Raw genomic sequence first — 24,198 nt, forward strand, 5'->3', positions numbered from 1 at the left:
CCGAAAGGCCTTGCACGAAAGCAGGGCGCGCTCCAGGTCAGAGGACGACCATGCGGTACAACTGTTCAGACCAGTAAGACCTTGCAGCCACGGGCCTGGCGGCCTTTCGCAAAGGGCGTGGGCGCATACTGGCATGCCCCCTGCAATGGCCAGGTCAGTCCCATCACCCGAATTCCAGCGAGGCCTTTTCATGACGACGTTCCGCTCCCTGTTCCTGGCGACTCTGTTCTGTGGCACCACTCTTGCGCTGCCCTTGGCCCAGGCCGACGCCTTGGCCGATATCAGTGCCCGTGGCGTGCTCAAGGTCGCCGTGCCCCAGGACTTCCCGCCGTTCGGTTCGGTCGGCCCGGACATGAAACCGCGTGGTCTGGATATCGATACCGCGCAACTGCTGGCCGACAAGCTTGGCGTCAAGCTGGCCCTGACCCCGGTCAACAGCACCAACCGCATCCCGTTCCTGACCACCGGCAAGGTCGATCTGGTGATCTCGAGCCTGGGCAAGAACCCTGAGCGTGAGGCGGTGATTGACTTCTCGCGCCCCTACGCGCCGTTCTACCTGGCCGTTTTCGGCCCGGCCGAAGCGAAGATCGATGACATTGGTGCAGTCGCCGGCAAGACCATCAGCGTCACCCGCGGCTCGATCGAGGACATGGCCCTGACTGCCGTGGCGCCCAAGGATGCGGTGATCAAGCGCTTCGAAGACAACAACTCGACCATCGCCGCCTACCTTTCCGGGCAGGTCCAGTTGATCGCCAGCGGCAGCGTGGTGATGTCGGCCATCGCCGAGAAGAATCCGGCCAAGGTGCCGGTGGTGAAGGTCAAGCTGAAGGACTCGCCGGTCTACGTGGGGGTGGCCAAAAATGAGGCGGCGCTGCTGGATAAGGTCAACAGCACCCTGGCTGCGGCCAAGGCCGACGGTAGCCTGAACCGCAATGCCGAGAAATGGCTCAAGCAACCTCTCCCAGCCGATCTTTGAGCGGCTGCGGACACCTCTAGCCATGGCTTATCAATTCGACTTCGCCCCCGTCCTTGCCCAGAGTGACCTGCTGCTCAAGGGGGCCTTGTTCACCCTGCAGCTGACCGCCATCGGCACCGTGCTCGGCCTTGCCATCGGCGTGATCGGCGCTGGTGTGCGGGCCTGGCGCCTGCGCCCGTTCGACCTGCTGTTCGGCCTGTACGTGGAACTGATCCGCAACACGCCGTTCATCGTGCAGCTGTTCTTCATCTTCTTCGGCCTGCCCGCATTGGGCGTGCGCCTGAGCGAATGGGAGGCGGCCGTGCTGGCGATGGTGATCAACCTGGGCGCCTATTCCACCGAAATCATTCGCGCCGGCATCCAGGCCATTCCCAGGGGGCAACTGGAGGCCGCAGCGGCCCTGGCCATGAGTCGTTTCGAGGCGTTCCGTCACGTGGTCCTGCGTCCTGCGCTGGCCAAGGTCTGGCCGGCGCTGTCCAGCCAGATCGTGATCGTCATGCTCGGCTCGGCGGTGTGTTCGCAGATTGCCACCGAGGAACTGTCGTTCGCCGCCAACTTCATCCAGTCGCGCAACTTCCGCGCCTTCGAGACCTACCTGCTGACCACCGTCCTGTACCTGCTGATGGCCATCCTCGTGCGCCAACTGCTGAACTGGATCGGGCAGCGCCTGCTGATGGGGAAACGCTGAATGGACTTCACCTTCTGGGACATCCTGCGCAACCTGCTGACGGGGCTTCAGTGGACACTGGCGTTGTCGCTGGTGGCATTCGCCTGTGGCGGCCTGGCCGGGTTGCTGGTGCTGATCGGGCGCATTTCCGAGCGGGCGCTGCCACGGCGCCTGGCGCGAGGCTACATCGAGCTGTTTCAGGGCACACCGCTATTGATGCAGTTGTTCATGGTGTTCTTTGGCATTGCGCTGTTCGGTATCGACGTTTCTGCGTGGATGGCGGCGGCCATTTCCCTGACGCTGTTCACCAGCGCGTTTCTCGCCGAGATCTGGCGCGGGTGTGTGGAGTCGATTCCACGTGGCCAGTGGGAGGCCTCCGGCAGTCTGGCGCTCAGCCGTATGGAGCAGTTGCGCCACGTCATCCTGCCCCAGGCACTGCGCATCGCCATCGCGCCGACCGTGGGCTTCTCGGTGCAGGTGGTCAAGGGCACGGCGGTGACCTCGATCATCGGCTTCACCGAGCTGACCAAGACCGGCGGCATGATCGCCAACGCCACCTTCGAACCCTTCATGGTCTATGGCCTGGTCGCACTGGGTTATTTCATTCTCTGTTATCCGCTCTCGCTGAGCGCCCGTTATCTGGAAAGGAGGCTGCATGCCCCTGCTTAGAGTGTCCGCGCTGCATAAATACTACGGCGACAACCACGTGCTCAAGGGCGTCGACCTGAGCATCGAAGAGGGCGAAGTGGTCGCGATCATCGGCCGCAGCGGTTCGGGCAAGAGCACCTTCCTGCGCACCCTCAACGGCCTTGAGTCGATCAGCGACGGGGTGATCGAGGTGGACGGTGAATACCTCGACGCCAGTCGCGCCGACCTGCGCGCATTGCGTCAGAAGGTCGGGATGGTGTTCCAGCAGTTCAATCTGTTCCCGCACCTGACCGTGGGCGAGAACGTGATGCTGGCACCGCAGGTGGTGAAAAAGGCCGACAAGGCCCAGGCGCGCGAGATGGCTGAGCGCATGCTGGCCAGGGTGGGGCTGGCGGAGAAATTCGACGCCTACCCGGATCGCCTCTCCGGCGGGCAGCAGCAGCGTGTGGCGATTGCCCGCGCACTGGCAATGTCGCCCAAGGTCTTGCTGTGCGACGAGATCACCTCGGCGCTGGATCCGGAGCTGGTCAATGAGGTGCTGGGCGTGGTGCGACAACTGGCCAGCGAAGGCATGACCCTGATCATGGTCACCCACGAGATGCGCTTTGCGCGTGAGGTGGGCGACAAGCTGGTGTTCATGCACCAGGGCAAGGTGCATGAAGTGGGGGACCCGAACGCACTGTTCGCCGCCCCGCGTACGGCGGAGCTGGCGAACTTCATCGGGATGACGGCGATGGTGTGAGCAAGACCGTGACAGGTGAGGGTCAACCAGTTCTCGCCCAGCCATCGCGTGGCGTGCAGTGACCTCCAGGCTTTCAGTGTTCGCGCAGATCGCTCAGCAGGCGCTCGAGCGTGGCGCGAGCTTGTTCATCCAGCCCGAACACCGGCCGACGCGGTTCGCCCACCGGCAGCCCGGTCATGGCCAGTCCGGCCTTGATGGTCGCTGGCAAACCGCCCTTGAGAATGAAGTCCAGCAACGGCAACTGGTGGTAGAACAGCGCCTGGGCCTGCTTGAGGTCGGCGTCGCGTACCGCCTGGTACAGCTGCAGGTTCAATTGGGGAATGAGGTTGGCCGCAGCAGTGCACCAACCTTTTGCCCCGGCCACGAAGGCTTCCAGTGCCAGCGGGTTGCAGCCGTTGTAGAACGGCACCTGGCCCTCACCGAGCAGTTGCAGCCTGTGCATGCGCTGGATGTCGCCAGTGCTCTCCTTGACCATGGTGACGTTGTCCACCTCGCGCACGATGCGCAGGATCAGTTCCACTGGCATATCAGTGCCGCTGGTGGCGGGGTTGTTGTAGAGCATGATCGGCAGGTCTATGGCCGCGCCGATGCTGCGGTAATGCGCGAGGATCTCGTTGGGGCTGAGTTTCCAGTACGCCGAAGGCAGCACCATCACCGCATCGGCGCCATGCTGTTGGGCGAAGCGGGCGCGACGGATCGCACCGACGGTGGTCAGATCGGAGACGCTGACGATGCTGGGCACACGCCGAGCGATGCGTTCGAGGCTGTACTGGGCGACCTGATGCCATTCGCTGTCGCTCAGGTAGGCGCCTTCACCCGTGCTGCCCAGCGGGGCGATGGCCTGGACGCCACTGTCGATGAGGCGATCGATGGACTGGCCCAGGGCAGGCAGGTCGAGCTGTTCGCCACTCTGGCTGAACGGGGTGATGGTGTAGCCGATGATGCCGTGGAATTCTGTGGTCATGAGGTGTGGCTCCGCAAGCAAGGCATTCAGGGGTCAGTCAAGGCAGTTGGCGTGTTTGCGCAGGCTCTGCCGGGCGAAATAGTTGAACGAGGCGCCGTGGCGCTTGGGGCGGTCGATCCAGTCGTGGGCTTCACGGCCAAGCTTGGGGTCGATGGGTTTGATGCTGCCGGCCGACATCGCCAGCAGCTGCAGGCGCGCGGCACGTTCGATCAGTTGGGCATAGACGCACGCCTGCTCGATACTGGTGCCGGTGGACAATTGGCCGTGGTGCGAAAGCAGGATGGCGCGCTTGTCGCCCAGGGCCTGACTGATGATCTCGCCTTCTTCGTTACCCACTGGCACGCCGGGCCAGGCACCGAGGAACGCGCAATCGTCGTACAGCGGGCAGAGGTCCATGTGCGAGACCTGCAGCGGCACCTCCAGCATCGACAGGGCGGCAACATGGGTGGGATGGGTGTGGATGATGCAGTTAACGTCTGGCCGGGCGCGGTACACCCAGCTGTGAAAGCGGTTGGCGGGGTTGGGCATGCCTTGGCCTTCGAGCACCTCCAGGTCTTCGTTGACCAGCAGCAGGTTGCTGGCACTGATCTCGTCGAAGCCCAGGCCCAGTTGCTGGGTGTAGAAAGTGCCAGGCTCCGGGCCGCGGGCGCTGATCTGCCCGGCCAGGCCTGAGTCATGGCCATGGTCGAAGAGAATTCGACAGGTCAGGGCCAGCTTTTCGCGTACAGTCCACGTATTATCGGCGAGTGAGCCTTGCATCTGTGCCAGCGCTTTGTGCACCAGTTGCTCTTTGCCGAGTGTCAGGGTGTTGGCCATGGGGATATCCTCTGTGGCGTGCTGTTGATGCCAGTGCTTGCCCGCCCCGCTGCTTTGATCGGGAGAGGGGCGGTCAATTGCATGACACAAATAAATCTACATGACACAAAGTGTCATTAGCAAGCCGTTCACTCGGGAAAACCGCGTCGCATGTCTATCCGCTTGAAACTGCTGAGAAAAAAACTGGGCATTACCCTGGAAGTGCTGGCTGAGAAATCCGGCATGACCAAGAGCTACCTGTCGAAGGTCGAGCGTGGGTTGAACACGCCTTCGATCGCGGCGGCGTTGAAGCTGGCCAGGGCACTGAACGTCAATGTCGAAGAGCTGTTTGCCGAAGATCACAACGTCCAGGCACGCTACAGCCTGGTGCGCTGCAGTGAGCGCCAGGCGCTGGTGGGAGAGGGTGGGGGCCCGGGTTATGCGGTGCTGACTTCGCAGATCGGTCAGCGCAGCCTGTTACCCTTTCTTGTTCAGCCACCCCGAGATTTCAGTGATCCCACGTTCAAGGAGCACCAGGGCGAGGAGTTCCTGTTCGTCCATGCGGGCCAGGTCGAGGTCGACTTCATGTCTGAACGGGTGTTGCTGGAGCAGGGTGATGCCCTGCATTTCAACGCGCAGACACCGCACCGCCTGCGTTCGGTCGGCGAGTGCCAGGCGCAGTTGCTGGTTGTGGTACAAGGCGGTGAGGCGTGAGGCGCGGACGATGATCGAAGTGTCGCGGTTCTGGCGCGATCCAGCGCTGCCCTTCGTCGAGGCGCGGCGGGTGGGTGATGGGCGCCAGGTCTGTTATGGCCCGCATTCGCATGAAGGTTTTTCCATTGGCGTGGTCACGGGCGGGCGCAGCAGCTACCTGTCCGGTGATACCTGGCGCGAGCTTGCGGCCGGGGCCACGGTGCTGATGAACCCTGGCGTGGTACATGCGTGCAATCCGATTGAGGGAGGGGTCTGGTCGTATCTGATGTTGTACGTCGACCTGCCCTGGCTGGAGGCGCAGGGCTTCGTCCTGCCTCAGGCCACCTACAGCGAGTCGCCAGCGCTCTATGCGCGACTGTTGCAACTCTTTGCTGGACTGTTCGATGGCGACACGGACGTCAGCGAGGTGATGCTGACGGCGTTCTTCAAGGCGCTGCCGGGATACCTCGAAGCGGCGCCAGACGCGCATTCCCAGGCACATCCGCGTCTGGAGACGGCAGCGGCCTTCATTCGTGCCCATCGCCTCGACCCTTTGAGCCTCGACGATATTTGCGCCGCCGCGGGGTTGTCGCGGGCTTATCTGATTCGCGCGTTCCGCCGACGCTTCGGCTTGACGCCCCATGGGTATCTGGTCGATCAGCGGGTACAGCACGCCCGGGCGCAGTTGCGCCGCGGACGCGGGATCGCCGAGGTGGCGCTGGAGGCGGGTTTTGCCGATCAGGCGCACCTGCAGCGTGCCTTCAAGCAGCATCTGGCGGCCACGCCGGGGCATTACCGCAGCGGCGGTTGTGCGCGTTAACCCAGCACCAGGTACAGCGCACTGGCGACCAGCAATACCGCCAATCCGCGATTGAACAGACGCATGTGGCGCGGGTTGCCCAGGTACTGACTGATCACGCTGCCAGCCCAGGCCCAACTGGCCACCGAGACGAAGCAGATGGGCGCATACAGCCAGGTGAACAGCCACAGCAGTTGGTGATCGCCGCCAGTGTAGGCGCCGATCCCGGCCACTGAAGCCAGCCAGGCCTTGGGATTGAGCCACTGCATCACAGCGCCGTGCCAGAACGACGGCGCTTGCGCCTGATGACCGGCGTTCAGCTGGCCGTTGTCGCTGGACAGTTTCCAGGCCATGTACAACAGGAACAGCACCCCACCCCAGTGCAGCAGGCGACTTAGCACTGGCCAGCGCAGCAGCACTTCATGCAGCCCCAGGCCGATCAGTACCAGCAGCAGGCAGAATCCCACGCTGGCGCCTGCGGCATGGCCCAGGCTGGCGCGCAGCCCGTGACGTGCACCGCTGCCGAGGGCGACGATATTCACAGGGCCAGGAGAAATCGAGGCCGCGAGGGCGAAGGCGGCCATGGACAGGGACAGGCTCATGAAGGGCTTCCTTGGTGTCGAATGAGGTCAGCATCCTGTGTCACCCTTGAGGTTCTGGTATTGAACGAAAGTGCTCAATCGACGCTGTTACAGCTTTTGTAATAGTTTCACACTGTCAGAAAAACCTGCTTCGATTGTAGGATCACCTTCCCAAATTTCTATCAAGGTATCTATGAGCACCTTCGCGGAGCCCCCTAGTCCTCGGCCGTCCTGGCCATCCTTTCCGCGTCTTCGTGACGTCTCTCCCGAGAGTACCCGCTAATGGAATGGCTAGCTGACCCTACAGCCTGGCTAGGCCTGCTGACGCTTATCGTCCTTGAGCTGGTGCTGGGTATCGACAATCTGGTGTTCATCGCCATCCTCGCCGACAAGTTGCCGCCGCATCAGCGCGACCGTGCCCGGGTGATCGGCCTGACCTTGGCCTTGCTGATGCGCCTGGGCCTGCTTGCCTCCATCTCGTGGATGGTGACGCTGACCGCGCCGCTGTTCGAGGTCTGGGGCAAGAGCTTCTCTGGCCGTGACCTGATCATGCTGTTCGGTGGTGTGTTCCTGTTGTTCAAGGCCACCATGGAGTTGCACGAGCGTCTGGAAGGGCATGTGGCCCAGAGTACCGGTGTTGTGCGTCACGCTGCCTTCTGGCCGATCGTCGCGCAGATCGTCGTGCTTGATGCGGTGTTCTCGCTGGATGCGGTAATCACGGCCGTGGGCATGGTCGAGCAGCTCTCGGTGATGATGATCGCAGTGATCTTCTCCATCGGCATCATGATCGTTGCCAGCAAGCCGCTGACCCGTTTCGTCAACGCCCACCCGACGGTGATCATGCTGTGCCTGGGCTTCCTGATGATGATCGGTTTCAGCCTGACTGCCGAAGGCCTGGGCTTCCATATCCCCAAAGGCTATCTGTATGCGGCGATCGGTTTCTCGATCCTGATCGAGCTGTTCAACCAGGTGGCAAGGGCCCGCCGCAAACGCAGCCTGCAACAGCACAAGCCGCTGCGTGAGCGCACGGCCCATGCGGTGCTGCGTTTGCTGGGTGGTCGACGGATGGAGGCTGACGAGGTGGGCGAGGAAATCGCCGACCTGGTCGAAGGGGGGGACGAACAGGTGCTGTTCGACCGCCGTGAGCGGGTGATGATCAGCGGTGTGCTGAACCTGGCCGAGCGACCGATCCGCACCGTGATGACCGTGCGTGCCGAGGTGGATGCGATTGATCTGGCTCTGCCGGATGAGGTCATTACCCAGGCCTTGGTCAACTCGCCCTACTCGCGACTGCCCCTGATTCGTGACGGTCGTATCGATGAGCCGCTGGGCTTCGTGCACAAGAAGGAGTTGCTCAAGGAGTTGCTCTCGGGCAACCAGCCAGACCTTGAAAGCATGGTGCGTACGCCGCTGAACCTGCTGGAGAGTTTCAGTATTCTCAACGCGTTGGAGCAGATGCGTGGTCAGTCCACTCACATCGCCTTCGTGGTCAACGAATTTGGTGACTTCACCGGCGTGCTGACCATGACCGATATCCTCGAGTCCATCGCTGGCGAATTGCCGGACGCCAGTGAGGTGGAAGGGCCGGGGATCGTCGAGGAGGCGGGCGGTTTCGTGGTCAGTGGTGCTCTGAACCTGAGCCAGGTCCAGGCGCGCACCGGCTTTGTCGCCCGCGCCACCGAGGATTACCAGACCCTGGCCGGCCTGGTGATGAGCCTGCTCGATCGTCTGCCGGTGGTGGGCGATCGGCTGGCCTGGAACGGTTGGACCATGACGGTAGTGGCAGTGGAGGAGCGCCGGGTACGCCAGGTGCGTCTTACACCGAGCGACGTCGCTGACGCAGCAGGTGCTTGATGCCTTCGAGCACCAGTACCAGCACCGCAGCCCAGATCGGCAGGTAGGTCAGCCACTGGTCAGGCGCGATGCTCTCGCCCAGGAGCAAGGCTACGCCGACCAGCAGCACCGGTTCGACGTAGCTGAGCAAGCCGAACAGGCCGAATGGCAGCAGGCGACTGGCGAGCACGTAGACGATCAGCGCCGAAGCGCTGATCGCGCCCAGCAGTGGGATCAGGCCATACAGGCCTGGATGTGCAGCCAGGTCGGCGCTCGACAGCGGGCCCTGGATCACGAAGTACAAGGCCCATGGCAGCAGCAGGCACATGTCGCACCACAAGCCACCCAGGTGGTCGGTGCGGCAGCGTCGGCGCAGCACGAAATAGATCGGGTAGCCGATCACCACCACCAAGGTCTCCCAGGCGAAACTGCCATGCTGGTAGAGCTCGTGACCGACGCCAAGTGCCGCGCAGCCTACTGCCAGCTTCTGCAGGCGTGACAGGCGCTCGCCATAAGCCACCCTGCCGGTCAGGACCATGGCCAGCGGCAGCAGGAAATACCCCATCGACACCTCCAGGCTACGCCCGTGCAGCGGCGCCCAGAGGAACAGCCACAACTGGACTCCCAGCAGCCATGACGTGCCAACCATGCCCAGGAACAGACGAGGGGCCTGGCGAACACGTGCCAACAGTTCGCCGACATGCCTCCAGTCCTTGCTGAGCAGCATGAACAGGGTAAGGCATGGCAGGGTCAGCAGGGTGCGCCAGCCGAAAATCTCCTCGCCGTCGAGCGGCGCGAGCATGGAGGTATAGAAGTACATCACGGCGAACAGACAGGATGCCATGACAGACGAGATGATGCCTTTTGACACGAAAGCCTCGGTTGCAGAAGGTGAGCGGACGAATCAGCCGGGCATGATCTCAGGGGGCACGCCCTGGGGCAACCGCAAGCTGGCGGGCTGTGCAGCGAGCGCCTTCAGGAATTCTTCCAGCGGCATTGGCCGGGCATACAGGTAGCCCTGTTGGAAGTCCACCTGGTGGCGCGCCAGGTAATCACGCTGAACGTCGGTTTCCACGCCCTCGGCGACCATGCCGAGCCCCAGCTTGGTCGACAGTTCGATGATGGTGTCGAGGATGTGCTGCGACAGCGCATCGCTGCCGATCATGGCGACGAAACTCTGGTCGATCTTCAGGTAGTCGATCTTGAACTGGCGCAGGTAGTTGAGGCTGGACTGGCCGGTGCCGAAGTCGTCCAGGGCAATCATCACGCCCATCTGGTGGAGCTTTTCGAACAGCTCCAAGGTGATGGGCGTCGCTTCGATCAATTTGCGCTCGGTCAGCTCCAGGGTCAGGACCACCCGGCCAGGTGGAAAATGCTGGAGAAAGGTGCGGCAATCGTCAAGCAGTCGCAGGTCGCGACAGTGGTCGGCGGTGATGTTGATGCCAATGTGGAAGCCGTCCTCCATCAGCGCCGAATAGGGCGCCAGGCCTTGGGCGGTAAGCAGCATCAGGGCACGGGTCATGGGCACGATCTGCCCACTGTGCTCGGCGTAGGGGATGAACAGATCGGGGCGTACCAATCCTTCGTGCGGATGTTGCCAGCGCATCAACACTTCGGCACCGGCCCAGCGGTAGTCACCCTTGCGCACCACCGGCTGAAAGTATGGGATGAACTCGTTCGCCTCCAGCGCCCGGTTCAACTCGGCCCTTGACGACGAGGCGCGTCGCAGTTGCCAGCGACAGGCCAGACCGATAAGTACACCGATGACCAATAGAAGACTGAGCAGCGCCGGGTACTGGCTGCGCAGCACTTCCATCGGTTTGTCCGGGCCGTAGCCTCCATGGACGCTGAACGGGTAGCGCACCGAATGTTGAGAGACTGGTGCGCTGGGGGCTGTTGGGGGGACGCCGGTATGGACCAGGCCATCGGCGCTCAACCAATGCTTGCCGATATGAATCTGCAGGGTTTCGTCATCGGCGATCAGGCGCAGGGCCGTCAGCAGGTGGTCGCCGTCGAGCGTTACGATGGCGCCGCGGCCCTCTTGACCGGTGCGATACACCAACAGCGGATGGCCCGGCGTGACCGAGTTGCCATCCATCAGCCATAGCTGGCCCTCAGTGTAGTCGAGGGTGTTGACCGGTTCGTCGTAATCGCCGAACAGCGAGGAGCAATACAGGGTGTCGTGGTCGAACAGGTTGGTTGAGCGCACGAACGCATTGCGTGTCACTTGCTCGCGCAGGGCCAGTGTGACTTCGCTACAAGGGCGTCCAGCCAGAGGCAACAGTGCTTGTGCTGCCGTGGAGAGCCCGCCCAGGATACGCTCCATGTGGCTGACGACCTGCTGCACGGTAGCCTGGCTGTTCTCTCGCAGGTCGCGTTCGATCTGCCAGTGCATGATCGCCAGGCCGCACAGCATTGGCAGTGCGCTGACGGCCCAGGGCAGCAGGCTGCGCCAGCTCCAGCGGGCAGAGCGTTTAACCGTAAGAGGCATGCGGGTCTAGACTTGAATGGCTGGTGGTAGCACAAGGATAGCTCGGACCTTCGGCACATTGCCGAACTAAAGCGCGACAAAGGAAATTACGCCCTGTAGAATCAGTTTACGAATACAAGAATAAGGTCTTCCCCTCCTGGGAGGCCGACCCAGCCGAGACCAGGTTCATATGGCATATCACGGGTTCAAGCTGCTCTTTGGCGATTTTCTCTCCCGCAGCGTGAGGGGTATTCCCTGCTCACCACCTTGTCTGTCCGACATCCCAAGCGTTTGACACCGTTTTTTCTGCTGTAGATGAGGACACGAACATGGCTGATATCTTCGACAACCCGATGGGCCTGATGGGCTTTGAGTTCATCGAGTTCGCTTCGCCCACGCCTGGCGTGCTGGAGCCGGTATTCCAGGCACTGGGCTTCACCAAGGTGGCGACTCACCGCTCCAAGGATGTCCACCTTTATCGCCAGGGTGGCATCAACCTGATCCTGAACAACGAACCCAAGAGCATCGCTTCGTACTTTGCTGCCGAGCATGGCCCGTCCGTCTGCGGCATGGCATTCCGCGTGCGCAATGCGCATGAAGCCTATGCCCGTGCACTGGAGCTGGGGGCCCAGCCGGTGGAAATCGAAACCGGCCCGATGGAGCTGCGGCTGCCAGCGATCAAGGGTATCGGCGGTGCGCCGCTGTACCTGATCGACCGCTTCGAGGAAGGCAGCTCGATCTATGACATCGACTTCAACTTTATCGAAGGCATCGACCGCAATCCGGCAGGCGCGGGGCTGAAGATTATCGATCACCTCACGCACAACGTCTACCGCGGGCGAATGAGCTATTGGGCTGGCTTCTACGAGAAGCTGTTCAACTTCCGCGAGATCCGCTACTTCGACATCAAGGGCGAGTACACCGGGTTGACCTCACGTGCCATGACTGCGCCGGACGGCATGATCCGTATTCCGCTGAACGAGGAATCGTCGAAGGGATCGGGCCAGATCGAAGAGTTCCTGATGCAGTTCAACGGCGAAGGCATTCAGCACGTAGCCTTCCTCACCGACGACCTGCTCAAGACCTGGGATGCCCTGAAGGCCATCGGCACACGCTTCATGACCCCGCCGCCACAAACTTACTACGAGATGCTCGAAGAGCGCCTGCCGGGGCACGGCGAGCCGGTCGACCAGTTGCAGGCTCGGGGTATTCTGCTCGATGGTGCGTCCGCGCCAGGCGACAAGCGCCTGTTGTTGCAGATCTTCTCGGAGACCCTGCTGGGGCCGGTGTTCTTCGAATTCATCCAGCGCAAAGGTGACGATGGCTTTGGCGAAGGTAATTTCAAGGCTCTATTCGAGTCCATCGAGCGCGACCAGGTCCGGCGCGGTGTGCTGAACGTCGAATAAGCCTTGAGAACAGGGCGTTACCGGTCAATGACCGGCAACGCCTTATTTGACTGGGTTCCGGTTACGCAAGAGGCTCCAGAGTACGAGCACCGAGGTGAACAGGCCGATGAGCACAAGGGACGGCATGATATTTGTCTTGACCTGTCGTGCCTCACGAGCGGTAAAACCGGCGGGGTAACCTGCTCTGATCATGTAACCGTACTTTTCCGAGACCCCGTTCTGGGGGAACTCCGACAGCGAGGGGCGTCCTGCGTCACGGCTGTCACCTTCGGCCCAGAGGTAGAGGCCGCCAAACTCCAGCAGCAATACAAGCCCGTCCTTGAAGCCGCGCAGTTCGTTACGCAGTTCAAGCCCGTAGGTGCTGGCGATTACCGCATGGGTGTCGGCGACCAAGCGGTACTCCACGAGTACACCATTGGGGATGGTCGGTGAATTCATGTTGAGTCGCAGGTATTCGCCCTTCGCGAAGCGAGGCGTGTGCAAGGGTTTTGTGCCCAGGCTGCTGCAAAACCCGGCATCGTTGCGGGTCAGCACCAACGAGTGAACCCGCGGGTTGCGCCTGGCCTGGCTTTCCAGTTCCTGTTGAACCTCCTTGCATGGCCGGGTGCCCAGCGGCTGCGCGTGCAGTGCCGCGCGATGCAGGCTATCGAAGACACGATCGATAGCGAACACGGCTTCTTCGATGGATACCTTCGCGTTTTCCTCGAGCTGTTTGTTCAATTGGTAGTCCATGACCACCAAACCCGAGATCACAGGGGCTGTGCCGATCAGCATGGAGACCATGAGATTTGTCATGCGGTGGCTCAGATGCCTGGATATGCTCATCGAACTTCTCCCTATCGCTTTGATGTAGGGAGAAGCTTGCTCTGGGCCCCTTGGTGGCGCTGTAAGTCATGTCGTGAACGGATAGGCACAAACCATCTCTTATCTGTGCGATTGATTACGCCTGATGTAGTCGCTAGACCACTTGGTCAGTGGCCAGCGCTTGTGAAACAGACCTGATGACAGGTACAAGCGCAGACTGATCAGCAGAATCGTGTTCGGGGCGGCCTATATAGCGATGTGCTAGCCTTCAGATACTTCATGATCTTCAGGAGTTGCCATGGATTCGGAAACCCTGTCTGCCAGGAGCATTGTTCTTGGCTGCTGACGAACAGGCGCAAAGGAGCGCCACACAAGTCATTCATCTGGTTCCTCCGTCGTCTTCGGTCGAGGTGCGCGCTGAGCATATTCTCCGCTTCGACTGGGGCAGCACACCGTTGGGGGCACTATCGCAATGGCCTCCCTCGCTGCGCATCGCGGTGGATATCATGCTGTTGTCGCCGTTTCCCTGTGCGCTGGCCTGGGGTAAGGAACTGACCCTGATTCCCAGCCAGAACTACCTGGCATTGCTGGCTGACGACCAGTCCCAGGTGGGCGTGCGCTTCGATCAGCTGTGGCAGGTCGAATGGGAACGCATTGGCCCACGGGTGTTCCAGGCACTGGACGGGCGCGCCAGCTTTGTCGACGAATCCCCCCTCCAGGTGCGTTATCGGGAGAACGGTGACTATGCCTGGTTCGCGTTCGGCTACGCCCCCCTGCATGATGAGCAAGGCGTGGTCGCCGGGATTTTGCACACAGCGATCAATACCACCGCCAGCGTGGAGCAAATCCGCCAGTGGCGTGAACTGGCGCAGGGCTTTCAGCAACAGATCGGATGTCATCTGCCCAATAGCGACTATCTCTGGCGCTTTTCACGGGATGCGATGATCATCGTCAGCCGCGATCTTGAACTGCTGGCCGCGAACGACGCGTGGCGTCGCGTGTTGGGATGGGACCAGCAGTCATTGAGCGCGATCGCGGTCGTCGATTTTGTCCATCCCGCTGATCGTGCGGAGGTCCGGCTGGCGATCAATGAGCTGCTGCTTGGCGAGGTCGTCGAACAGGTGGAATCGCGGCTCAGGCACAAGGATGGGTACTACCGCTGGATGAGTTGGAGTGCGCGGCCCGAGGGTGATGTACTGATTGCGGTAGGGCGGGATATTACCGAAGAGCGCACGACGATCTTGCGCGAGGCCGAGAACCTGCTGCGCGATAGTCAACGAATGGAAACCGTTGGCCAATTGGCAGGCGGCATGGCGCACGAGATGAATAACTTGTTGGCGGGCATTGGCGGTAGCCTGGAGTTGCTCCAGCGCCGCTTGGGCCAGGGGCGCCTGGAGCGCATCGACGAGTACGTGCATGTGGCGCGGGATTCGGTACAGCGTGCGATGGCGTTGACCCATCGGCTATTGGCATTTTCCAGCAGCCAGCCACTGCAGCCGCGTCTACTCGATGTGAATAGCCTGTTGCGCGGCCTTGAACCATTGATTCATCAGGCACTCGGGCCCGAGTTCGTTCTGAACTGGCAACTGGATCTCGCGCCCTGGCCAGTGCAGGTGGATCCTGGGCAGTTGGAAGTCGCGATTCTCAATCTGTGCAGCAATGCCCAGGATGCGGTCGTTGAACGGGGTCGCCTGACCATCCGGACGGCCAACGAACGATTTGTGAGTGGGGATAAGCACGGTGAAAGCATCCCAGCTGGGGATTATGTCGCCATTCATGTCGAAGACGAGGGGCAGGGTATGCCCGCAGACGTCGTAAGCCGTGCGTTCGAGCCGTTCTTCACTACTAAGCCCAAAGGTCGTGGCGCCGGGCTCGGGCTGCCGATGATCTATGGGTTTGCCCGCCAGTCTGGGGGCTATGTGTGGATCCAGTCGATGCCAGGGAAAGGCACCCAGGTTACCCTTCTGTTCCCGCGCCACCCAGGCGAGTTGCCGGTGGTCAGTGAAGGGGTGGAGGTGCCTGTGTTGAAGCGTGGCAGGAGTGAGCGAATACTGTTGGTCGATGACGAGGTCAATTTGCGGGCCTTGATGAAGGAGGTGCTGGTAGAACATGGCTTTGACGTCACCGAAGCCGGCGATGCCGGTATGGCATTGGAGCGCTATCGTGAGGGTGGTCTCTTCGATCTGGTGATCACGGATATCGGGTTGCCGGGTGGTATGAGCGGACGCCAGGTGGGCAAGACGATTCGCCAGGCCAAACCCCTGCAGAAAATCCTGTTCATTACCGGCTATACCGCGCAGCCCATCGAGCGCAGCCTTCTCGACCAGCCGGGAACAGCACTGATGCTCAAGCCATTCTCGCTCGAGAGCCTCGCGGTCCAGGTTCAGCGGATGCTTGAGCCGTGACGGCGATCATGCCTCGCCGAGCATCTGCGCTACGCGCTGGCTCAGTTGGTGCAACTCGAAGGGTTTGCAGATCAATTGCATGCCTGGGTCGAGGAAGCCCTCGCGGGACATGGCCGTTTCCGCGTAGCCGGTAATGAACAGGACCGGCAGGCTCGGGCGTAGTGCGCGGGCAATCTCGGCCAGCTGTCGGCCATTCATGCCTGGCAGCCCGACATCGCTGATAAGCAGCGCAATGGGCTGTGAAGAGCGCAAAAGATTCAGCGCCTGCGTAGCGTCGCAGGCGCTCTGGCATGGAAAACCGTCATCGCGCAGCGCTTGGCAGAGCAGCTCGCGCACTTCGCGGTCGTCCTCCACGATCAGCACCTCGCGGCAGCTTCCTGCGATGGGCGTGCTTGCAACTTCCAAGGCCTGCGGTGGGGTGCTCAGGCAGCGTGGCAGGTAGAGATCGACCCGTGTGCCCTGGCCAATCTGGCTTTCCATCGTGACATGGCCGTGGGACTGCTTGCTGAATCCGTAGACCATCGACAAGCCCAGGCCTATGCCCTGGCCCACAGGCTTGGTACTGAAAAAGGGTTCGAAGGCATGTTCCAGGGTGGCGTGTGACATGCCCTGGCCAGTGTCGCTGAAGGTCAGTTGCAGGTAGTCACCACTGCTCAGGCCTGCGCCCTCAAACTGTTCCGCGTCGATATGCTGATTGCGGGCTTCGATGGACAAATGCCCACCACTGGGCATGGCTTCACGGGCGTTGACCAGCAGGTTGTCCAACGATTCGCGCAACTGCTTGTCGTCTGCCTGGACTGGCCAGAGTGCGTCCGCCATGCGCAAGGATAGTTTCACCGAGTTGCCCAGTGTCGCCTGCAGCCGCGCAGGCTGCAGCAAGGCATGCAGGTCCACTGCTTGGCTCTGCAGCGATTGACGGGAAGAAAAAGTCAGTAGCCTGTGGGTCAGCATTGCTGCGCGGGCTACGGCGTCCTGGCCCATGCGCAGGACTTTGTCGAGCCCTTCGGTACGCCCCTGCTGCAGACGCCTGTCGATCAATTCAAAGCTGCCACCAATGCTGGTCAGCAGGTTATTGAAGTCATGGGCAACGCCGCCTGCCAACTGGCCGATGGCTTCCATCTTGCGTGTCTGGTGCCGGGCCTGGCCGTCAGCCTGTTGACTCTCCAGGCGCTCGCGCAGCGCGCTCAGCGCATTGCGCGCCATGTACTGACGACGTCGAGCGCGCAGGGCCTGGTTCGCCGCACCCAGCAGTTGTTGTTCATCGAAGGGGTAGCTCAGGTGCGACAGGTTGCCCAACCGTTGAGGCATCGAACCATTGTCGGTCGTCGCATGGGTGTTCAGCAGCAATACCGGCAGATCTGACCACTCCGGCTGCTCATCGATGAACCGGTGCAGGGGCGACTGTGGGTCATCGGTCAAGGTCTGCAGGTCGACGATTACCACGGCGACACCCTCGGCCAGCCATAGGCCGAAACGGTCCTTGTCGCCTGTGCACAGGCACCCGATACCGCTTCCAGACAACAGTTTGGCAGCGGTCGCTGCAACCTGCTCGGGTGCGAGGATGAGGGTGCGTTCGTCCAACGACAACGAGCCGGACAAGACAAATCTCCCATGGCAGTCGCCCGGCCGGAAATAGCCGAGCATTCAGCGAGCTACTACCCACTGGACCACCAGGGTTCTGTCAGGGTTCAAGCGAGTTCTACAAACCTTGTTGCAAATAGGGGTCGTCTGGATTCTGTCGCTCAAGTTCGGCCAGCAAGACTTGTACGTTCTGCAATTGGCCAGTTTCCTTCCAGTAGCGAATCAGCAACACCCGCGCACGGCGATTGGCGGGCTGGCGATCGAGCAGGGTTTCCAGTTGCTTCTGCGCTGCTTCGACTTGCTCAAGGTCATGCAGGGTGACGGCCAGCGTGTAGCGATAGTCGGCGTTGTCCGGTTCCAACTCCACGGCACGGGAAAAAGCCAGCAAGGCATATTCCCGTTGATCGTGGCGGCTGAGCCAGAGACCCAGCTCATATTGCAGAAACGCGGAGTCAGGGCGCAGGGCCAAGGCTTTGCCCAACACCTCGCGGGAGGCGTCGTGCTGGCCTTGCCGTTCCAGCAATCGTACCTGCGTTGCCAGCGCCTCCAGATCCTGCGGCGCCAGAGCCAGGCTGCGCTGAAGGGCTGCTTCGGCCTGCGGATAGTCCTGTTCATGAAGGTACAGGCGCGCCAGGTGGACTTGTGCCTCGGCATCGTCGGGCTGTTGTTCGAGTGCTTGCTGATATTGCTCAAGGGCTGCCTGCAGCGATCGGAAGTACAGGCCGATGGCATCGGGGTCGAGGCCCAGTAGTGCATCCACCACGGCGAACCGTACGCTCTGGTCGTCATCCTCCAGCAAAGGGCCGAGGACCAGGCTGCGTTGGGCGGGTGGCAGCAGGCGCCGGATGCTGGTGATCGCCGCACGACGTACCAGGGGGGCACCATGGTCGAGATCCTGCTGGGCCAATTTCAGCGCCTGTGGGGAGGGGTAGTGAGGCAGTTCGGCGTAGAGCGCAGCACGCCTGATAGGTGGCAGGTCATCGCGTTGCAACTGTTGGTACAGCACCCGTGCCGCACCCGGAAGACCTTCGTGGGCCTGGCGCAGCGCCTTGGCATAGCTCTGTGGCGGCTGGCTGGAGGGCTCTGGTTTCTGGTCGCGCCACAAGTAACCGATCACCCCCGGGATCGCCAGGACGAGCAGCAGTGCGATCAGATAGCGGCGACGTTTGGGCATTAGCGGTACCGGGGGTCAGGAGGGAGTGAGCTTGGGGCAGCTGGCGGTTAAATGCAACGGGGCCAGGCAAGCCTTAGTGTCGTGGGGTTTAGAGGGAGACTGTCCTGCATATGAGACGAATAAGGCTATTTTGCCCGCCTAATTCACGATTGTTTTCATCGGTAGAATGTTCGCCAGCCAAGAGAGGAGATATCTCATGAAAAAGATCCTGGGTATTTACCGTAGCCCCCATGCCCATTGGGTAGGGGATGGTTTCCCCGTGCGCAGCCTCTTCACCTACGACCAGCTCGCACGCCATATCAGCCCGTTCCTGATGCTGGACTACGCCGGCCCTCATACATTCACACCGACCGACGCCCGTCGCGGGGTTGGCCAGCATCCACATCGCGGCTTCGAGACCGTGACCATCGTCTATCAGGGTGAACTCGAACACCGCGACTCCACTGGCGCCGGTGGCTTGATCGGTCCTGGCGACGTGCAGTGGATGACCGCAGCCAATGGCATCATTCATGAGGAATTTCATTCCCCGGCCTTTGCTCGCAGCGGTGGCGTCCTTGAGATGGTGCAACTGTGGGTCAACCTGCCTGCACGTGACAAACTCAGCCCGGCGGGGTACCAGACGCTGCTGGATGCCGAGATTCCACAGGTAGCGCTCGACGAGGGTGTCGGCAGCCTGCGGGTGATCGCAGGTGATTACCAGGGGCATCGGGGGCCTGCCCGGACGTTCACGCCCATGGATGTGTGGGATGTGCGTATGAACGCTGGGGCAACGCTGCAATTACCGATTGCCGAGGGGCGGAATGCCGCACTGGTCGTACTGCATGGGTCGATACAGGTAAACGACCAGCAGGACGTCAGTCCAGCCAGCCTGGTGTTGCTGGAGCGCGAGGGTGAGCATGCCAGGGTCACTGCATTGGAGGACGCCACGCTATTGCTGCTCAGTGGCGAGCCGATCGATGAGCCGATCGTGGGTTATGGCCCCTTCGTAATGAACACCCAGGCTGAAATTGCCGAAGCATTCGACGACTTCCATGCAGGGCGTTTTGGGCAGATGGTGCCGTCTTGACAGCACACCACGCGGGGTAGCCGGAGCCTTCAGCCAGAAGCGCGCCAGCTTACCTCGCTGATGCCATAGCGCTCGGCCATGGGTCTGCTGACTTTCTTGATCTTCTCTCGGCCATAGCGCCCGATCTTGCCAACACCGGCATCGCAGCTTGCCCAGTGCCACGCTTCGGCATTATCCATGCGCTCGGCGCGAATGATGAATGACTTGTGCTGGCCATGCAGCGCATAGTCGATCACGAAAAGTTTTGCATCAATCATCGCTACCCGATTCCTCAGCGCAACGCGCAACACGACGGTCCATGGCTTGATGTTGTGAAATCGAGACGGCCGATAAAGTTTGCGCCATCTTCGTCGAACACGACGAACGGTAGTTTTACCGCCGTTTGTCGCATCGCCCAGGTAACCGATTGAACGGGCCATCGTGCAACGGTTTCACTCGCTAGAGTGGATAGGGCTTTTACATCACAGGCCAATATTGAAGAGAGGGTCATGACATGTCGTTGATCGGCGTTTCGATGCTGGAAATGCGTCAGATGATCGAGCAGGCCTGTCTGCCCGATCGTTGCGAGGTGAGCAGCCCGGATGGCGTCAACCTGACCATCCGCGTGGGGCGTGGTGAGAGCCTTGAAGAGGGTTACACGCTGACTGGAATACCGCTGGCCAGCCTGAACAGTTGTCGTGACCTGGTAGCCTTGGTCTGGCAGTTGCGTGAGGGGCAACGAGCAGGGCATGGCCCTGACGTCAAACTGACTACGCAGAAGGTAGCGTTCTAGCGCGCTACCGGCCGTTGACCGAATCACTGCAGCTCAAGCAGCAGATTCAAACCACCATCGCCGCATTTGCCCCGGTCCCGCACTATCCCCCGATATCGGCGTCCCTCCCACGCGAAGGTAACGCTATGGGCACGTTCAACCTTGTCGGGAAGTGGCGGGTGTATGTGCAAGCGCAGCGCGGGACGCCCTTGTAGATCAAGAGCGGCGAGCTGGGCGTGACATTCGACACTCTGTGCCACCGGGCCGAACAGCGTGTCGCGAACATAGTCGAGCTGCAGGCAACTGCTGGGCGCGCGGCCGGGCATCTTCATGGCTGTTGCCTGCGCGTCCGGTGATCATACGCACCAAAGAGTGATTGCATGGGGAATTCTCCGAAGGACCTAAGCATGTTGAGGGCGGCGGCCGGGCGGTGTTCCATTGGTATTTTCTACCGCCGTCCAGGTTCATCGTCCGGCTGCTGGCGCCAGGCTGACAGACGCCGTTCCAGGCCGGCGAGCAAGACATCGAAGAGCAGGGCACAGCATGTGAGAACGATGATGCCCGCCAACACGGTGTTGACATCGAAGGTGGCCTCGGCTTGCAGGATGAGGTAGCCGATTCCGCGAGTCGATCCCAGGTATTCACCCACCACGACCCCAACGAACGCCAGGCCGATGACGGTGTTCAGGCTGGAAAACACCCAACCTAGGGCGGCAGGCAGATACACGATACGAACCAGTTGCCAACGGTTGGCGCCAAGCAGTCTCACGTTAGCCAACAATGCAGGGCTTACCTCGCGCACACCCTGGTAGACATTGAAGAACACCGCAAAGAATACCAGCGTGATACCCAGCGCGACTTTCGAGGCGATGCCCAGCCCCAACCACATCACCAGCAAGGGCGCCAGCACCACCCTGGGGACCGCATTGGCGGCCTTGATGAACGGTGACAATACCCGTGCCAGCGTGGGGGTCAGCCCTAACCAGAGGCCGACTGCCAAGCCTGAGGCGAGTCCGAGCAAAAAAGCCAGTATCGTTTCGGTCAGTGTGATCAGCAGGTGAGGGTAGAGCGTGCCGGGAAAATTCAGTGTAGTCAGCAGGTGGTCCCGCCAGTACAGCTCCAACGAGCCGTTGCCAGTGCTCAACCAGCGCCAGAGTTGCTGCAGAACTGCGTGGGGGTGACCGACAAAGAACGCCAGATCGTCGTCGGCAGCCAACCACGACCAGAGTGAAAGCATTGCGAGCAGCAGGGCGGCGCGCAGTAGCCAGAGGGTGGTCCACGACATGTCAGCCTCGGTCGTTTGTGGGGGTGGGAGGCAGGTGCCCCAGCGCGTGCCAGAGACGCTGGTACAGGGCTGCGGACTCGGGATCCTTGCGTAGTGACAACGTGTCGCGTGGGCGTGGCAGGGGAATTCGAATGTCTTCGATGCACCGGGATGCGGGGCCGGCGTTGAATACCAGGACGCGGTCAGCGAGGGTGATGGCTTCGTCGAGATCATGGGTGACGAATAGCACCGATTTGCGTCGTTCGCCCCACAATTCGAGCAACAATTGCTGCATGGCTTGGCGCGTTTGCGCATCCAGCGCAGCGAAAGGCTCATCCATGAGCAGCAGCGAAGCGTTGTGGATCAGCGCCTGGGCTAGGGCAACACGTTTGCGCATGCCGCCGGACAATTGATGAGGGTAGTGATCGGGAACGTCGGTCAGCCCGACCCGCCTCAACCATTGAGCGGCTTGCTGGTTGGCGTGTCGCTTGTCCAAGCCGCGCAGTTGCAGGGGGAGGCTCACATTGTCGAGCGCCGTGCGCCACGGCAACAGCGCATCGTGTTGAAACATGTAGGAGGCGTGGCGGTTCAACCCGAGCAAGGGTTTTCCATGGCAGCGGATCTGCCCGCCGTGGGCCGGTTTGAGCCCTGCGGCGAGGTCGAGCAGGGTCGATTTGCCGCAACCGGTAGGGCCAAGCACGCAGACGAACTCACCTTCACGTACAGTGAGATCGACCCGTGCCAATGCCAGCAAGCGATCGTGGCGGGCTTCCACGTCGAGCATTTCCAGAGCGAGGGTGGATGTCATGGTTGCAAGGCTTGATCAACGAATTGATTGGTCCAGGTTGCCTGGAGGTCGATCTGGCGTTCGGCCATGATCGGGTCGAAACTCTGCAGTGCCTGCAAGGCGTTGCGCGCCCCCTCTTCAGGGAAGCGGCCGTTTACGCTGAGGGATGACTGGATGTTTCGAAACGCCTGGCGATAAAGCGGCGCGTCGCCCATCAGGTAGGGTGTTGGCACCAGTTCGGCGACTTCGGCATCCGTGGCGTCGTGTAGCCAGGTCAGTGCCTTGAGCATGGCATTGGTCAGGGCTTGGATGGTCTGTGGGTTGTTCTGGATATAGGTGCTTTTGGCATAGAGGGTGTTCGCCGGCATGGGGCCGCCGAACAGGGCTGCGGTGCCGGCTGGCGTGCGCGCATCTGCGATCAGGCGTATTGCCTGTTGTTGTTCCAGCAGGCTGATCAAGGGTTCGGCGTTGGCCAGTGCGTCGATCTTGCCGCTCAGCATCGCCTGCACGGCTGTCGCGCCGGTGCCAACGGTGGCAAATGCAACGTCCTCGGGGCTGAGCCCTCCCTGTGCCAGCACGCGGTTGGCGAGCATCTGGGTTGAGGAGCCGGGCGCACTGATGCCGATGGTCTTGCCTCGCAGGTCTGCGATCGACCGATAACTCGACAGAGTTTTGGAGGAGATGCCCATGGCGAGCTGGGGGGTCTCGCTTGCCAGCACGAACGCCTGAAGTGCCTGGCCGCGAGCCTGCAGACGCAAGGTGTGCTCGTAGGCACCGCTGACCACCTGTACGGCATCGGCCACCAGCGCTTGCGCCGCCTTGCCGCCACCGGTGAAGTCGATGACTTTCACATCGAGGCCTTCATCGCGGAAATAACCCTGCTCCAGTGCGACTGTCAGCGGCAGGTTATAAATGACCGCCTGGCCACCGACGCCCAGGTGGACAGGGGTCAGAGCCTGGGGTTGCTTCTTGGCCGTGGCGGATGCTGCAACCAGCAGCATCAAGCAACTGAAAACAAATGCGCGCATGGCACCTCCTTGTTGTGGAGGTTCACAGGGTAGGGCATCAAGGCTTGGGTGAGAGGGTGAGACGCTCCGAATTGCGTGTAGGAGTGCTCCTAAAACCCCTTTGGCTACTGAGCGTCAGGGTTGACGTTCGGCTACTGCTCTCAGCGTTCTGAGCGTGACCATTGGCGCGTCGACCACAAAGCGATTGGCCAGCCAGCCCGGTACATCGCCAGCGGGATCGGCTTGCAGGCGATAGGTGACCTGGGTATCGCGTTCGGCCAGTGGGTGCATGATCCACTCACCTTGCAATTGGCGCACGCGAATGAAGCCAGGGGCCTCGGGCACCTTTTCCGGGTCAGCGCTGAGCCTGCGAACCAGCGAGCCGTCGTCCAGCCGCTCGGTGCGTACGCGCAGGACCATGTCCCGCGGTTGCGCGGGCCAAGGCAGCTCGGTGGTGAGGTAGACCCAGGTACTGTCGCCATCGACCTCCAGCAGGCGCATCTGTGCGCAGGCATACAACCACTTGCAGGCGACACGCAGGTTTTCCTGAAGGTCGCTCAGGGTGCGAACACTGGCCTTGATCCGGACAACGCCGCGAAATTGCTGGTAGGGGGAGCCCTGGACGTCGCCAAGATAAATGTCGATGCCGCTTTCCTGATGGGCGAGGCGCCAGTTGTCGGCAGACAACGCAAGCGTCGGCAGCAGGAGTGCGCAGAGCAGGGCGAGGTGAAGTCGGGACAGGAGCTGCGGCATGTTCGGGCGCCACACTGGGGATCACCGTAGTA

25 protein-coding genes are annotated in these 24,198 nt (G+C 61.4%); 11 read left to right on the forward strand and 14 right to left on the reverse strand.

The features are described from left to right. The first annotated feature begins 190 nt into the window (after positions 1-190). Genes HU748_RS03750 through HU748_RS03765 form a run of 4 tightly spaced genes read left to right on the forward strand, consistent with a single transcriptional unit; the run spans position 191 to position 3,033 of the window. Complete coding sequence (locus tag HU748_RS03750; protein ID WP_186664961.1) at positions 191-976, forward strand: transporter substrate-binding domain-containing protein; 786 nt, start codon at positions 191-193, stop codon at positions 974-976. A gap of 22 nt (positions 977-998) precedes the next feature. After that, positions 999-1,664 carry an amino acid ABC transporter permease gene (locus HU748_RS03755; protein WP_186719257.1) on the forward strand — a complete coding sequence of 222 codons (666 nt, stop codon included), beginning with the start codon at positions 999-1,001 and terminating at the stop codon, positions 1,662-1,664. Then, on the forward strand, positions 1,665-2,312 hold the full coding sequence (locus tag HU748_RS03760; RefSeq protein WP_054890698.1) for an amino acid ABC transporter permease: 648 nt from the start codon (positions 1,665-1,667) through the stop codon (positions 2,310-2,312). It abuts the gene before it with no gap. Continuing rightward, entirely contained in the window at positions 2,299-3,033 is a 735-nt protein-coding gene (locus tag HU748_RS03765; RefSeq protein WP_186664957.1) for an amino acid ABC transporter ATP-binding protein, read from the forward strand. Before HU748_RS03760 ends, HU748_RS03765 begins: the two co-directional genes overlap by 14 nt. A 73-nt stretch (positions 3,034-3,106) precedes the next feature. On the opposite strand, the gene HU748_RS03770 is transcribed toward HU748_RS03765, so the two are convergent. Both HU748_RS03770 and HU748_RS03775 read right to left on the reverse strand, forming a co-directional pair. Then, positions 3,107-3,997, reverse strand: coding sequence for a dihydrodipicolinate synthase family protein (locus HU748_RS03770; RefSeq protein ID WP_186664955.1), 891 nt, complete (start codon positions 3,995-3,997; stop codon positions 3,107-3,109). A 33-nt stretch (positions 3,998-4,030) separates the two neighbouring features. Then, positions 4,031-4,813, reverse strand: coding sequence for an aldolase (locus tag HU748_RS03775; protein ID WP_186664954.1), 783 nt, complete (start codon positions 4,811-4,813; stop codon positions 4,031-4,033). A 150-nt stretch (positions 4,814-4,963) separates the two neighbouring features. On the opposite strand from HU748_RS03775, the gene HU748_RS03780 reads away from it, so the two are divergent. Both HU748_RS03780 and HU748_RS03785 read left to right on the forward strand, forming a co-directional pair. Further along, the gene (locus HU748_RS03780) at positions 4,964-5,506 is read left to right on the forward strand and encodes an XRE family transcriptional regulator (protein ID WP_186719259.1); all 543 of its coding nucleotides are present in this window, start codon (positions 4,964-4,966) and stop codon (positions 5,504-5,506) included. Positions 5,507-5,516: 10 nt separating this feature from the next. Continuing rightward, positions 5,517-6,305 carry an AraC family transcriptional regulator gene (locus HU748_RS03785; protein WP_186719261.1) on the forward strand — a complete coding sequence of 263 codons (789 nt, stop codon included), beginning with the start codon at positions 5,517-5,519 and terminating at the stop codon, positions 6,303-6,305. Here the strand turns inward: HU748_RS03785 and HU748_RS03790 are convergent. Next, positions 6,302-6,886 carry a LysE family translocator gene (locus HU748_RS03790; RefSeq protein WP_186664951.1) on the reverse strand — a complete coding sequence of 195 codons (585 nt, stop codon included), beginning with the start codon at positions 6,884-6,886 and terminating at the stop codon, positions 6,302-6,304. The genes HU748_RS03785 and HU748_RS03790 overlap by 4 nt on opposite strands. A 261-nt stretch (positions 6,887-7,147) precedes the next feature. On the opposite strand from HU748_RS03790, the gene HU748_RS03795 reads away from it, so the two are divergent. Further along, positions 7,148-8,719, forward strand: a complete 1,572-nt coding sequence (locus HU748_RS03795) for a TerC family protein (RefSeq protein WP_186664950.1) — start codon at positions 7,148-7,150, stop codon at positions 8,717-8,719. On the opposite strand, the gene rarD is transcribed toward HU748_RS03795, so the two are convergent. Together rarD and HU748_RS03805 are read right to left on the reverse strand one after the other, a co-directional pair. Next, the gene (gene rarD / locus HU748_RS03800) at positions 8,682-9,569 is read right to left on the reverse strand and encodes an EamA family transporter RarD (RefSeq protein WP_186708175.1); all 888 of its coding nucleotides are present in this window, start codon (positions 9,567-9,569) and stop codon (positions 8,682-8,684) included. The genes HU748_RS03795 and rarD overlap by 38 nt on opposite strands. 33 nt (positions 9,570-9,602) lie before the next feature. Further along, positions 9,603-11,189 (reverse strand): EAL domain-containing protein, encoded by a 1,587-nt coding sequence (locus HU748_RS03805; RefSeq protein WP_186719263.1) that lies wholly within the window; start codon positions 11,187-11,189, stop codon positions 9,603-9,605. Positions 11,190-11,497: 308 nt separating this feature from the next. Between HU748_RS03805 and hppD the strand changes: the two genes are divergently transcribed. Continuing rightward, positions 11,498-12,574, forward strand: coding sequence for a 4-hydroxyphenylpyruvate dioxygenase (hppD, locus tag HU748_RS03810; RefSeq protein ID WP_186664947.1), 1,077 nt, complete (start codon positions 11,498-11,500; stop codon positions 12,572-12,574). 42 nt (positions 12,575-12,616) lie between these two features. On the opposite strand, the gene HU748_RS03815 is transcribed toward hppD, so the two are convergent. After that, complete coding sequence (locus tag HU748_RS03815; protein WP_186664945.1) at positions 12,617-13,399, reverse strand: CSS-motif domain-containing protein; 783 nt, start codon at positions 13,397-13,399, stop codon at positions 12,617-12,619. 314 nt (positions 13,400-13,713) lie between these two features. Here HU748_RS03815 and HU748_RS03820 point away from each other — a divergent pair, with 314 nt between their 5' ends. Further along, positions 13,714-15,783: an ATP-binding protein gene (locus HU748_RS03820; RefSeq protein WP_186719265.1), complete on the forward strand. Its 2,070-nt coding sequence runs from the start codon at positions 13,714-13,716 to the stop codon at positions 15,781-15,783. A gap of 6 nt (positions 15,784-15,789) precedes the next feature. Here the strand turns inward: HU748_RS03820 and HU748_RS03825 are convergent, their stop codons facing one another. After that, entirely contained in the window at positions 15,790-17,382 is a 1,593-nt protein-coding gene (locus tag HU748_RS03825; RefSeq protein WP_186719267.1) for a response regulator, read from the reverse strand. Between the two features lie 100 nt (positions 17,383-17,482). Then, a complete protein-coding gene (locus tag HU748_RS03830; protein WP_186719269.1) occupies positions 17,483-18,538 on the reverse strand; it encodes a tetratricopeptide repeat protein in 1,056 nt (351 codons plus the stop codon). 196 nt (positions 18,539-18,734) lie between these two features. Here HU748_RS03830 and HU748_RS03835 point away from each other — a divergent pair, with 196 nt between their 5' ends. Further along, a complete protein-coding gene (locus HU748_RS03835; RefSeq protein ID WP_186719271.1) occupies positions 18,735-19,604 on the forward strand; it encodes a pirin family protein in 870 nt (289 codons plus the stop codon). 29 nt (positions 19,605-19,633) lie between these two features. On the opposite strand, the gene HU748_RS26685 is transcribed toward HU748_RS03835, so the two are convergent. Further along, the gene (locus HU748_RS26685) at positions 19,634-19,861 is read right to left on the reverse strand and encodes a DUF6555 family protein (protein ID WP_186665429.1); all 228 of its coding nucleotides are present in this window, start codon (positions 19,859-19,861) and stop codon (positions 19,634-19,636) included. A gap of 236 nt (positions 19,862-20,097) precedes the next feature. On the opposite strand from HU748_RS26685, the gene HU748_RS03845 reads away from it, so the two are divergent. Next, positions 20,098-20,376, forward strand: coding sequence for a DUF1652 domain-containing protein (locus HU748_RS03845; protein WP_186664940.1), 279 nt, complete (start codon positions 20,098-20,100; stop codon positions 20,374-20,376). 23 nt (positions 20,377-20,399) lie between these two features. Here the strand turns inward: HU748_RS03845 and HU748_RS03850 are convergent, their stop codons facing one another. The 5 genes from HU748_RS03850 to HU748_RS03870 form a co-directional block, all read right to left on the reverse strand. Next, entirely contained in the window at positions 20,400-20,687 is a 288-nt protein-coding gene (locus tag HU748_RS03850; RefSeq protein ID WP_186664939.1) for a hypothetical protein, read from the reverse strand. A gap of 116 nt (positions 20,688-20,803) precedes the next feature. Further along, positions 20,804-21,640: an ABC transporter permease gene (locus HU748_RS03855; protein ID WP_186719272.1), complete on the reverse strand. Its 837-nt coding sequence runs from the start codon at positions 21,638-21,640 to the stop codon at positions 20,804-20,806. 1 nt (position 21,641) lies between these two features. Beyond that, a complete protein-coding gene (locus tag HU748_RS03860; protein WP_202885220.1) occupies positions 21,642-22,427 on the reverse strand; it encodes an ABC transporter ATP-binding protein in 786 nt (261 codons plus the stop codon). Next, the gene (locus HU748_RS03865) at positions 22,424-23,434 is read right to left on the reverse strand and encodes an ABC transporter substrate-binding protein (protein ID WP_186719277.1); all 1,011 of its coding nucleotides are present in this window, start codon (positions 23,432-23,434) and stop codon (positions 22,424-22,426) included. The genes HU748_RS03860 and HU748_RS03865 overlap by 4 nt, the downstream gene beginning before the upstream one ends. 114 nt (positions 23,435-23,548) lie before the next feature. Next, the gene (locus HU748_RS03870; protein WP_186664932.1) at positions 23,549-24,166 is read right to left on the reverse strand and encodes an START domain-containing protein; all 618 of its coding nucleotides are present in this window, start codon (positions 24,164-24,166) and stop codon (positions 23,549-23,551) included. Between the last annotated feature and the right edge of the window lie 32 nt (positions 24,167-24,198).

Origin of the sequence: Pseudomonas sp. RW3S2 (genome assembly GCF_014268955.1) — a bacterium.
In the GTDB taxonomy this organism is placed as follows: Bacteria; Pseudomonadota; Gammaproteobacteria; order Pseudomonadales; family Pseudomonadaceae; genus Aquipseudomonas; species Aquipseudomonas wayambapalatensis.